Source organism: Pseudomonas sp. B20, from assembly GCF_020515755.1.
Classification (GTDB): Bacteria; Pseudomonadota; Gammaproteobacteria; order Pseudomonadales; family Pseudomonadaceae; genus Aquipseudomonas; species Aquipseudomonas syringae.
Genome location: NZ_JAHPJG010000009.1, coordinates 220,416 through 230,397, shown reverse-complemented (window position 1 = coordinate 230,397; position 9,982 = coordinate 220,416). Strand labels below are relative to the sequence as shown.

The following is a 9,982-nucleotide window of genomic DNA, read 5'->3' as shown; positions in this document are numbered from 1 at the left end:
GACGGTGTTTCAGTCGATGCATTTTTGGCGTTTGTACAGGCCCTTTCGCGAGCAAGCTCGCTCCCACAGGTACGGGGTGTTTTCGAGCCATGTGGATTACTCACACAGGTCGGCGATGAGTGACAGCGCAGAGTCAGCCCGTTTTCGGGCTGACCGATCCGCTTCTCAGAGGTCGCTCAGACCTTCCAGCAATGCCTGATGCTGCTCTGGCGTGCCGATGCTGATGCGCAGGAACTGGGCGATTCGCTGCTGTTTGAAGTGGCGGACGATGACGCCCTGCTCGCGCAGTTTGGCGGCCAGTGCTGCGGCATCATGTTGCGGGTGGCGGGCGAAGATGAAGTTGGCTGCCGATGGCAGCACCTCAAAGCCTTTGCCCTGCAACTGCTCGACCAGTGCCTCGCGGCTTTCGATGACCTTGTTACGGGTCATCTCGAAGTGCTCGCGATCCTCGAAAGCGGCCGCCCCGCCCACATTGGCCATGCGGTCCAGCGGATAGGAGTTGAAGCTGTTCTTGATCCGCTCCAGCGCCTCGATCAGGTCAGGATGCCCCACCGCCAAACCGACGCGCAGGCCGGCCAGCGAGCGCGACTTGGACAGGGTCTGGGTGACCAGCAGATTCGGGTAACGATCGACCAGCGTAATGGCTGTCTCGCCACCAAAGTCGATATACGCTTCATCGACGACCACTACCGAGTCAGGGCTGGCCTTGATGATCTGCTCGACCTTGTCCAGACCGAGCAGGCAACCGGTCGGCGCATTCGGGTTGGGGAAGATGATCCCGGCGTTCGGCCTGGCGTAGTCTTCGGCACGAATCTGGAACTGCTCGTCCAACGGGACCGTTTCATAGTCGATGCCATACAGGCCGCAATACACCGGATAGAAGCTGTAGCTGATATCCGGGAACAGCAGCGGCGCCTCGTGGCGGAACAAGCCGTTGAAGATGTGCGCGAGCACCTCGTCCGAGCCGTTACCCAGGAACACCTGATTGGGCTGCACCTTGTAGTAATCGGCGACAGCGTGCTTGAGCAGATCGCTGTTGGGGTCCGGGTACAGGCGCAAGTCGTCGGTCAGCGCAGCGCGCATGGCGTCGATGGCCTTTGGCGAAGGGCCATACGGGTTTTCATTGGTATTGAGCTTGACCAGTCGGGTCAGCTTCGGCTGTTCGCCCGGTACATAAGGCACCAGATCGCTGACAAAAGGGCTCCAGAATTTGCTCATTATTTGCCGTCCTCTGTGTTGCCTGCTTTCCAGTCAGGGTCAGTGATTCGATATTCGGCACTGCGCGCGTGGCCGCTCAGAGACTCGCCACGAGCCAGCACGGACGCTGTCTTGCCCAGCTCGGACGCACCTTGCGGCGAGCAATAGATGATCGACGAGCGCTTCTGGAAATCGTAGACGCCCAGCGGCGAGGAAAAACGCGCCGTGCCGGAGGTCGGCAGCACGTGGTTGGGGCCGGCACAGTAATCGCCCAGCGCTTCGGAGGTGTGGCGCCCCATAAAGATCGCACCCGCATGGCGGATCTGCGGCAGCCAGGCTTCCGGATCGGCGACCGACAGTTCGAGGTGCTCGGGCGCGATGCGATTGGCGACTTCGATGGCCTGGGCCATATCAGCCACCTTTATCAGCGCGCCGCGACCGTTGATCGACGTTTCGACGATGGCCGCCCGCTCCATGGTCGGCAGCAGACGGGTGATGCTGGCCGCCACCTTGTCGAGAAATTCGGCATCCGGACTGACCAGAATGGCCTGGGCATCTTCGTCGTGCTCGGCCTGGGAGAACAGGTCCATGGCGATCCAGTCAGGATCGGTCTGGCCGTCACACACCACCAGAATCTCGGAAGGACCGGCGATCATGTCGATCCCCACTTGACCGAACACGTGACGCTTGGCGGTCGCCACATAGATGTTGCCAGGGCCGACCACTTTGTCGACTTTCGGCACGCTTTCAGTGCCGTAAGCCAGCGCTGCAACAGCCTGCGCCCCGCCGATGGTGAACACCCGGTCGACCCCTGCAATGCAGGCAGCGGCCAGCACCAGCTCGTTGATTTCACCACGCGGCGTCGGCACGACCATGACCACTTCGGTCACGCCTGCCACTTTGGCCGGTATGGCGTTCATCAATACCGAAGACGGATAGGAAGCCTTGCCACCCGGAACGTACAGGCCTGCACGGTCCAACGGCGTGACCTTCTGGCCCAGCACCGTGCCGTCGGCCTCGGTGTAGCTCCAGGAATCCTGCTTCTGCTTTTCGTGGTAGCTGCGCACACGCTCGGCGGCCTTTTCCAGGGCTTCGCGCTGAACCGCAGTAATGCGCGTCAACGCCAGTTCCAGGCGCTCGCGGGGCAGGATCAGGTCAGCCATCGACGCAACCTGCAGCCCGTCGAACTTCTGGGTGAACTCGACCAGCGCCGCGTCGCCCCGCTCACGCACCGCCTTGATGATGTCGAGCACGCGCTGGTTGACCGAGTCGTCAGACACACTTTCCCAGCTCAGCAGATGATCCAGATGTCGTGCGAAATCCGGGTCAGCAGCGTCGAGTCGGCGAATTGCAGTGGGAGTGGTCATAGCGGGGCCTCAATAATTGGCGGATGCTCAGGAGCCTAAAGCTACCAAGCTATCCGCGCAGGCACCTGAGAAATTTGGCTATGACACGGATAGCTGGACGCAACTCAACGTTGCGTGAAGGGATCAGCTACGGTGTCGCGACTCCACTGCCTTGCGCAGGGTGTCGATGAGGGCCTGAATACGTGCGTGCTGCATCTTCATAGAGGCCTTGTTGACCACCAGACGCGAGCTGATGGTCGCGATCAGTTCCTGGGGCTCGAGGCCGTTGGCGCGCAAGGTGTTACCGGTGTCGACCACATCGATGATCTTGTCTGCCAGGCCAATCAGCGGTGCCAGCTCCATGGAGCCGTACAACTTGATGATATCGACCTGACGGCCCTGCTCGGCGTAGTAACGCTTGGCAACGTTGACGAACTTGGTCGCCACGCGCAGACGGCCCTTGGGCTCGACCGCACCGATGGCACCCGCGGTCATCAGCTTGCACTTGGCAATCTGCAGGTCCAGCGGCTCGTACAGGCCCTGACCGGTGTATTCCATCAACACATCCTTGCCCGCGACACCCAGGTCGGCGGCACCATGCTCGACATAGGTCGGCACGTCGGTGGCACGCACGATCAGCAGGCGCACATCGGCCTGAGTCGTGGGGATGATGAGCTTGCGGCTCTTGTCCGGATTCTCGGTCGGCACGATGCCCGCTTCAGCGAGAAGCGGCAGGGTGTCATCAAGAATGCGGCCCTTGGACAGTGCGATGGTCAACATGGGAAACGTAAGTCCTTATCAGGAAACTTTTGTCACGACGCAAGCGGCGCGTGACAACCCTCAGGCCTGTTGACCTGAAGTGAAACGAATCAGAAATCACACCCGCGACAGAACAGGCGGCCCCGATGCCAGGCGGCATCAGGACCGCATGCTGCTAGCCCGGAACGCGGCGGATCTTGGCACCCAGCATTTGCAGCTTCTCTTCGATGCACTCGTAACCACGGTCTATGTGGTAGATGCGGTCGATCAGCGTGTCGCCCTGGGCAACCAGCGCCGAGATCACCAGACTGGCCGATGCACGCAGGTCGGTCGCCATGACTGGCGCGCCCTTGAGCACTTCGGTACCGGTAACAATGGCGGTGTTGCCTTCAACCTGAATCTGAGCGCCCATGCGGTGCATTTCATACACGTGCATGAAGCGGTTTTCGAAGATGGTCTCGATGACCGCCCCCGTGCCTTCGGCAATCGCGTTGAGCGAAATGAACTGCGCCTGCATGTCGGTCGGGAACGCCGGATAAGGCGCGGTACGCACATTGACGGCTTTCGGACGCTTGCCGTGCATGTTCAGCTCGATCCAGTCTTCACCAGTCGTAATTTCCGCACCGGCTTCCTGAAGCTTGAGCAGCACAGCTTCGAGGATGGTCGGATCGGTGTCCTTGACCTTGACGCGACCGCCGGTAACGGCAGCGGCCACCAGGTAGGTGCCGGTCTCGATACGGTCAGGCATGACCTTGTAAGTGGCCGGGCCCAGACGCTTGACGCCGTCGATGGTGATGGTGTCGGTACCTGCGCCGTGAATCTTGGCACCCATTGCGATCAGGAAGTTGGCCAGATCGACAACCTCTGGCTCGCGCGCGGCGTTCTCCAGCACGCTGCGACCGTTAGCGAGGCTGGCAGCCATCATGATGTTTTCAGTACCGGTCACGCTCACGGTATCGAAGAAGAAATGCGCACCACGCAAGCCACCTTCCGGTGCCTTGGCCTTGATGTAGCCACCTTCGACATCGATGATCGCGCCCATGGCTTCAAGACCACGGATGTGCAGGTCGACCGGACGCGAACCGATGGCGCAGCCACCTGGCAGAGCCACTTCGGCCTCGCCGAAGCGAGCGACCATAGGGCCCAGCACCAGAATCGACGCACGCATGGTTTTCACCAGCTCGTACGGGGCGATCAGGGTCTTGATGGTGCGCGGGTCGATTTCGACACTGAGCTTTTCGTCGATCACAGGCTCGATGCCCATGCGACCGAACAGCTCGATCATGGTCGTGATGTCGTGCAGGTGCGGCAGGTTCTGAACGGTAACGGGTCCGTCCGCCAGCAACGTGGCAGCAAGGATCGGCAGGGCAGAGTTCTTTGCCCCGGAAATGCGAATTTCGCCATCAAGACGAACGCCGCCGGTAATAATCAATTTATCCATTAGAGTCTCGACACCAATTGGCTCAGGAACGCTCGGCCCATGCAGCGCGGCTGAAAAATTTCATGGTCACCGCGTGGATGCTGCCATCGGCAATCCAGGGGTTCAGATGGGTATAAATCTGTTGCTGACGTTTGACCGGGCTCAGGCCGGCCAACTCGTCGCTGATGATGTTCAGCTGGAAGTTGCAGCCTTCGCCTTCGACTTCCACTTTGATTTCCGGCAGCTTTCCTTCAAGGAAGCTTTTAACTTCTACGGCCTGCATGCTTAACCTCGATCGGCGCTGTACGCGCGCGGGTCTGGCATCATACAAAAAAAGCCCATGTTATGCGAAGCCCGACAAGCAGGTCCCGGATAAAGGGCTTTTTCGATAATGCCTTTCAGTGGGCGCCCAGCAGCTCGGTCAAACCTGATACGCGAGCTATCTGGCGCATGTCTTCGGGGAGTGAGCGGATAGTCATCGACTTGCCCGCATCCCTGGCATCACGCATGAACGCCAGCAACAAGGCCAGGCCGACGCTGCTGGACTTCTCGACACCCGAGCAGTCCAGCGTGAGGTCTGCCAGATCACCGGACTTGATCAGTGCCGCACCCTGCTTGCGCAGTTGCGGCCCTGTGCGGTAATCCAGCACACCGATCAGACTGAGCTCACCCGGCCCGATAAGGCGGACGGCAGATTCGGTCATTGTGCCGTCTTCTGCGTCGCATCAACGGTAGATTTGGTCTTGGCCACTTCGCCAGCCCAGTTGTTGATGGTGGTATCCAGATTGTTGCCGTTGCGCTGCATCGCATCAGCGAACTGATCACGGAACAGCTTGCCGATATTGATACCGTTGATGACAACGTTACGCACTTTCCACTCGCCGTTCAGCTTGACCAGCGTGTAGGAGACCGGATAGACCGCGCCGTTATTGCCCTTGACCTGCATGTCCACGCTGGTGCGATCATCGCCTTCGTCCTTGGCAGGTGCGACGGTGATGCCCTGATTGTTGAATTCAAGCAACGCATTGCCGTAGAACTGCATCAGGCTGCGCTTGAAGTTTTCCTGAAATGTCTGGACCTGCTTGGGCGTCGCCTTGCGGGAATACTTCACGGTCATGATGCTTTTGGAGATGCCATCGGCATCCACGACAGGACCGACGATGCGGTTCAGTGCATCGTAGAACGCGCTTGGGTTGGTTTTGTACTGTTCGCGATTGGTCGCCAGATCACTCAACAGTTCCTTGGTGGTGCGCTCCACCAGGTCGTGAGCCGACGGGGTGGCCGCAGCATTCGCCAGCATTGGCAGAGTGGCCAGCAATACCAGCAGGCCACGGCGCAGAATAGAGATCATTTGAAGCTCCTCACTTGGCGTCTTTACTAACAGTATTGAGCAGGAATTTTCCGATCAGGTCTTCCAGCACCAGCGACGACTGTGTGTCATGGATAGTCCCGCCATCCTTGAGCAACTTGTCATCGCCACCAACGCTGAGACCAATGTATTTTTCACCCAGCAAACCGGCAGTCAGAATCGACGCAGTCGAGTCCGAAGGCAGGTTATCGACCTTCTTCTGGATCTCCAGCGTGACGCGACCGGTGAAGGTATCGCGATCCAGATCGATCGCCGTCACCTTGCCGATCGTGACGCCAGCCATGCTTACCTTGGCTCTGACAGTCAAACCGGCAATATTGTCGAAGTAGGCATAAAGTTTATAGGTGTCGGTGCTCGCGCTCGTGCTCAGACCACTGACTCGCAGGGCCAGCAGGAGCAGAGCCAGTATCCCCGCCAGCAGGAACAGACCGACTCCGGTTTCGATGGCACGGTTTTGCATCAGAAATCTCCAAACATCAAAGCGGTCAAAATAAAGTCCAGTCCCAGCACGGCCAACGAGGCGTAAACGACGGTTCTGGTCGTCGCGCGACTGATCCCCTCGGAAGTAGGCTCGCAATCGTAACCCTGGAAAACGGCAATCCATGTCACCACGAAGGCAAATACGACGCTTTTGATCACCCCATTGAGCACATCGTTCGTGAAAGAAACGCTGTTCTGCATGTTCGACCAGAAAGAACCGTCATAGACTCCCAGCCAATCGATCGCCACCCAGGAAGCTCCCCAGATACCAACCACGCTGAAAATCATCGCCAGAATCGGCAGCGAGATAAACCCGGCCCACAGACGCGGCGCAACGATGTACTTGAGCGGGTCGACACCGATCATTTCCAGGCTCGACAGCTGCTCGGTGGATTTCATGTTGCCGATCTCGGCGGTCAATGCAGAACCTGCACGACCGGCGAACAGCAAGGCTGTCACCACAGGGCCGAGTTCACGCAGCAGGGTCAGGGCAACCATCTGGCCTACCGCCTGCTCCGAACCGTATTTGGTCAGGATGCTGAAACCCTGCAGCGCCAGCACCATGCCGATGAACATGCCGGACACCACAATGATGACCAGCGACATGACACCCACCGAATACAGCTGCCTGACCAGCAGTTGAAAACTGCTGCCCGCACCGCCGCGACCGAGCAAGGCATGCACCAGAAACAGACCGGAACGCCCCAGAACAGTAACAATATCGATGGCCGAGCGCCCCAGCAGGCGAACCCGGTCCATCAGTGACTTATTGCGCATCAGCGCTTCCCCAATAGATCTTCGCGAAAATCCGGCGCCGGATAGTGGAACGGTACAGGGCCGTCCGGCTCACCGGTCATGAATTGACGAATACGTGGATTGTCCGAGGACATCAGTTCCTGAGGCGTACCCTGCCCCAGCACCTGCCCGTCGCCGACAACATATAGATAGTCGGCAATGCTCGCCGTCTCGCTGAGGTCATGGGACACCACGATACTGGTGATACCCAGCGCGTCGTTGAGCAGGCGGATCAGGCGCACCAGCACCCCCATCGCAATCGGGTCCTGCCCGACGAAGGGCTCGTCATACATGAGAATCTGCGGGTCGAGCGCGATTGCGCGCGCCAGCGCGACACGACGCTTCATGCCGCCCGACAATTCGTCCGGCATCAGTTCCACCGCGCCGCGCAGGCCTACGGCCTGAAGCTTGAGCAGAACGATGTCGCGGATCATTTCTTCCGGCAGCTCGGTGTGCACGCGCAGGGGAAAGGCGACGTTTTCGAATACATCCAGATCGGTAAACAGCGCACCGCTCTGAAACAAAACGCCCATCTGCTTGCGGGCATCGAACAGATCACTGCGCGACAGCTCCGGCAGATTCTGGCCGTTGACCCACACCTGCCCTTCGCTCGGGCGCAACTGGGCACCCATCAGGCGCAGCAGGGTTGTCTTGCCGCAGCCTGACGGCCCCATGATCCCGGTGACCTTGCCGCGCGGAATACGAATATCAACGTTATTGAAAATGCTGCGCGCACCGCGTTTGAAAGACACACCTTTCAACTCGACCGCATAGGCGTCATCAGGACTCATCTAAACTCCTTGCGATACAGCTTCCACCCCGAGCCGCCGGTTTTTGAACACCGAGAGGCTGCCCAGGCGTGCCGAACAGGCCGCGAACTATATCACCGCAGCCACCCGCCCCCAAGAAGAGAACCGAGCGGTTCAGGTATTGGCTGAATTATTCTGTACCACAATGTTATGGCCACAGGCTTGAATACAGACCCGCAGGTGCGTAGGAAATTCGTTTAAAAACAACACAACGACGATCAGACGTGAGGGAATCGTTCATTACCGCTATAATCGCCGCCTTTCAGCAGGCTGACCCTCTCCAGACATGAACCAATCCAGTGACCTGATCCAATCGGCGCAACGCACCATTCGCCTTGAGATAGAAGCCATACAAGGCTTGCTTGAACGTCTTGACGGCGATTTCGTGCGCGCGTGCGAAATGATCCTCGCCAGCAAAGGGCGTGTGGTCGTGGTCGGCATGGGCAAGTCCGGACACATCGGCAACAAGATCGCTGCGACGCTGGCGAGCACCGGCACCACCTCGTTTTTCGTGCATCCGGCCGAAGCCAGCCACGGCGACATGGGCATGATCACCCGTGATGACATCATCCTGGCCCTGTCGAACTCCGGCAGCACCAACGAAATCGTCACCCTGCTGCCACTGATCAAACGCCTGGGCATAAAGATGATCAGCCTGACCGGCGACCCCGAGTCCATTCTGGCCAAGGCTGCCGACATCAACCTCAACGCGCATGTCGTGCATGAGGCCTGCCCGCTCAATCTGGCGCCGACGTCCTCGACGACCGCCGCACTGGTCATGGGCGACGCCCTCGCCGTGGCGCTGCTCGACGCACGCGGTTTCACCGCCGAAGATTTCGCATTCTCCCATCCGGGCGGCGCATTGGGTCGCCGCCTGCTGCTCAAGGTCGAGAATGTGATGCACTCCGGCGAATCACTGCCTAGCGTGCAACGCGGCACCCTGCTGCGCGACGCGCTGCTTGAAATGACTCGTAAAGGTTTGGGTATGACCGCCATCGTCGAAGCGGATGGCACACTGGCCGGCATCTTCACCGACGGTGATTTGCGCCGGACCCTGGACCGCCCTGTCGATATCCGCCAGACCATCATCGATGAGGTCATGACGCTTCATGGCAAGACCGCCCACGCCGAGATGCTCGCCGCCGAGGCGCTGAAAATCATGGAGGACAACAAAATCAGTGCGCTTGTTGTCGTAGACCAGAACGACCGTCCGGTTGGCGCATTCAACCTGCAGGATCTCCTGCGCGCAGGCGTCATGTAATGGAAACCGAAATAATGACCCAGGATCTCATGCAACGCGGCAAGGCCATCAAGCTGGCAGTCTTCGACGTCGATGGCGTACTGACCGATGGCCGCCTTTACTTCATGGAAGATGGCAGCGAGATAAAGACATTCAATACCCTCGACGGCCAAGGCATTAAAATGCTGATAGCCTCAGGCGTCACCACGGCGATCATCAGTGGCCGCAAGACCGAGATAGTCGAGCGCCGGGCAAAGAGCCTGGGCATTGAACACCTGTTCCAGGGACGTGAAGACAAGCTGGTAGTGCTGGACAAGTTGCTGGCAGAACTCAATCTGAGTTACGAACAGGTCGCCTATCTGGGTGATGATCTGCCAGACTTGCCCGTCATCAGACGCGTCGGCCTGGGCATGGCAGTGGCCAATGCTGCCGGCTTCGTACGCGAGCATGCACACGGAATAACCAGGGCGCGAGGCGGCGAAGGTGCAGCGCGCGAATTCTGCGAACTGATTCTGAGTGCGCAAGGCAACCTTGAAGCGGCTCACTCCGCCTATTTATAGAAGCCAT

General features: G+C 59.1%; 12 protein-coding genes. 2 read left to right on the top strand and 10 right to left on the bottom strand.

The window, feature by feature from the left end:
- Positions 1-165 precede the first annotated feature (165 nt).
- The 10 genes from hisC to LIX91_RS12560 form a co-directional block, all read right to left on the bottom strand.
- Complete coding sequence (gene hisC, locus LIX91_RS12605; RefSeq protein WP_100072524.1) at positions 166-1,218, bottom strand: histidinol-phosphate transaminase; 1,053 nt, start codon at positions 1,216-1,218, stop codon at positions 166-168.
- Entirely contained in the window at positions 1,218-2,564 is a 1,347-nt protein-coding gene (gene hisD / locus LIX91_RS12600) for a histidinol dehydrogenase (protein ID WP_003418811.1), read from the bottom strand. Before hisD ends, hisC begins: the two co-directional genes overlap by 1 nt.
- Before the next feature lie 123 nt (positions 2,565-2,687).
- Complete coding sequence (hisG, locus tag LIX91_RS12595) at positions 2,688-3,323, bottom strand: ATP phosphoribosyltransferase (RefSeq protein ID WP_002555077.1); 636 nt, start codon at positions 3,321-3,323, stop codon at positions 2,688-2,690.
- A gap of 154 nt (positions 3,324-3,477) precedes the next feature.
- Positions 3,478-4,743, bottom strand: a complete 1,266-nt coding sequence (murA, locus tag LIX91_RS12590) for a UDP-N-acetylglucosamine 1-carboxyvinyltransferase (protein WP_003418812.1) — start codon at positions 4,741-4,743, stop codon at positions 3,478-3,480.
- Between the two features lie 22 nt (positions 4,744-4,765).
- Positions 4,766-5,005 carry a BolA family protein gene (locus tag LIX91_RS12585; RefSeq protein ID WP_002555079.1) on the bottom strand — a complete coding sequence of 80 codons (240 nt, stop codon included), beginning with the start codon at positions 5,003-5,005 and terminating at the stop codon, positions 4,766-4,768.
- A gap of 115 nt (positions 5,006-5,120) precedes the next feature.
- Positions 5,121-5,426 carry a lipid asymmetry maintenance protein MlaB gene (locus tag LIX91_RS12580; protein WP_003418813.1) on the bottom strand — a complete coding sequence of 102 codons (306 nt, stop codon included), beginning with the start codon at positions 5,424-5,426 and terminating at the stop codon, positions 5,121-5,123.
- The gene (locus tag LIX91_RS12575; protein ID WP_003418814.1) at positions 5,423-6,073 is read right to left on the bottom strand and encodes a phospholipid-binding protein MlaC; all 651 of its coding nucleotides are present in this window, start codon (positions 6,071-6,073) and stop codon (positions 5,423-5,425) included. The genes LIX91_RS12580 and LIX91_RS12575 overlap by 4 nt, the downstream gene beginning before the upstream one ends.
- A gap of 10 nt (positions 6,074-6,083) precedes the next feature.
- On the bottom strand, positions 6,084-6,551 hold the full coding sequence (gene mlaD / locus LIX91_RS12570) for an outer membrane lipid asymmetry maintenance protein MlaD (protein WP_003313587.1): 468 nt from the start codon (positions 6,549-6,551) through the stop codon (positions 6,084-6,086).
- The gene (gene mlaE, locus LIX91_RS12565) at positions 6,551-7,348 is read right to left on the bottom strand and encodes a lipid asymmetry maintenance ABC transporter permease subunit MlaE (RefSeq protein ID WP_003313588.1); all 798 of its coding nucleotides are present in this window, start codon (positions 7,346-7,348) and stop codon (positions 6,551-6,553) included. The genes mlaD and mlaE overlap by 1 nt, the downstream gene beginning before the upstream one ends.
- Positions 7,348-8,157: an ATP-binding cassette domain-containing protein gene (locus LIX91_RS12560; RefSeq protein ID WP_003313589.1), complete on the bottom strand. Its 810-nt coding sequence runs from the start codon at positions 8,155-8,157 to the stop codon at positions 7,348-7,350. The genes mlaE and LIX91_RS12560 overlap by 1 nt, the downstream gene beginning before the upstream one ends.
- A 304-nt stretch (positions 8,158-8,461) precedes the next feature.
- Here LIX91_RS12560 and LIX91_RS12555 point away from each other — a divergent pair, with 304 nt between their 5' ends.
- Positions 8,462-9,436, top strand: coding sequence for a KpsF/GutQ family sugar-phosphate isomerase (locus tag LIX91_RS12555; protein ID WP_003418815.1), 975 nt, complete (start codon positions 8,462-8,464; stop codon positions 9,434-9,436).
- A complete protein-coding gene (locus LIX91_RS12550) occupies positions 9,436-9,975 on the top strand; it encodes a KdsC family phosphatase (protein ID WP_226488550.1) in 540 nt (179 codons plus the stop codon). Before LIX91_RS12555 ends, LIX91_RS12550 begins: the two co-directional genes overlap by 1 nt.
- The last annotated feature ends 7 nt before the right edge of the window (positions 9,976-9,982 follow it).

Excerpts from the sequence above, each read along its gene's own strand:
- hisC (WP_100072524.1), bottom strand. The coding sequence starts at position 1,218 with ATGAGCAAATTCTGGAGCCCTTTTGTCAGCGATCTGGTGCCTTATGTA.
- hisD (WP_003418811.1), bottom strand. The coding sequence starts at position 2,564 with ATGACCACTCCCACTGCAATTCGCCGACTCGACGCTGCTGACCCGGAT.
- hisG (WP_002555077.1), bottom strand. The coding sequence starts at position 3,323 with ATGTTGACCATCGCACTGTCCAAGGGCCGCATTCTTGATGACACCCTG.
- murA (WP_003418812.1), bottom strand. The coding sequence starts at position 4,743 with ATGGATAAATTGATTATTACCGGCGGCGTTCGTCTTGATGGCGAAATT.
- LIX91_RS12585 (WP_002555079.1), bottom strand. The coding sequence starts at position 5,005 with ATGCAGGCCGTAGAAGTTAAAAGCTTCCTTGAAGGAAAGCTGCCGGAA.
- LIX91_RS12580 (WP_003418813.1), bottom strand. The coding sequence starts at position 5,426 with ATGACCGAATCTGCCGTCCGCCTTATCGGGCCGGGTGAGCTCAGTCTG.
- LIX91_RS12575 (WP_003418814.1), bottom strand. The coding sequence starts at position 6,073 with ATGATCTCTATTCTGCGCCGTGGCCTGCTGGTATTGCTGGCCACTCTG.
- mlaD (WP_003313587.1), bottom strand. The coding sequence starts at position 6,551 with ATGCAAAACCGTGCCATCGAAACCGGAGTCGGTCTGTTCCTGCTGGCG.
- mlaE (WP_003313588.1), bottom strand. The coding sequence starts at position 7,348 with ATGCGCAATAAGTCACTGATGGACCGGGTTCGCCTGCTGGGGCGCTCG.
- LIX91_RS12560 (WP_003313589.1), bottom strand. The coding sequence starts at position 8,157 with ATGAGTCCTGATGACGCCTATGCGGTCGAGTTGAAAGGTGTGTCTTTC.
- LIX91_RS12555 (WP_003418815.1), top strand. The coding sequence starts at position 8,462 with ATGAACCAATCCAGTGACCTGATCCAATCGGCGCAACGCACCATTCGC.
- LIX91_RS12550 (WP_226488550.1), top strand. The coding sequence starts at position 9,436 with ATGGAAACCGAAATAATGACCCAGGATCTCATGCAACGCGGCAAGGCC.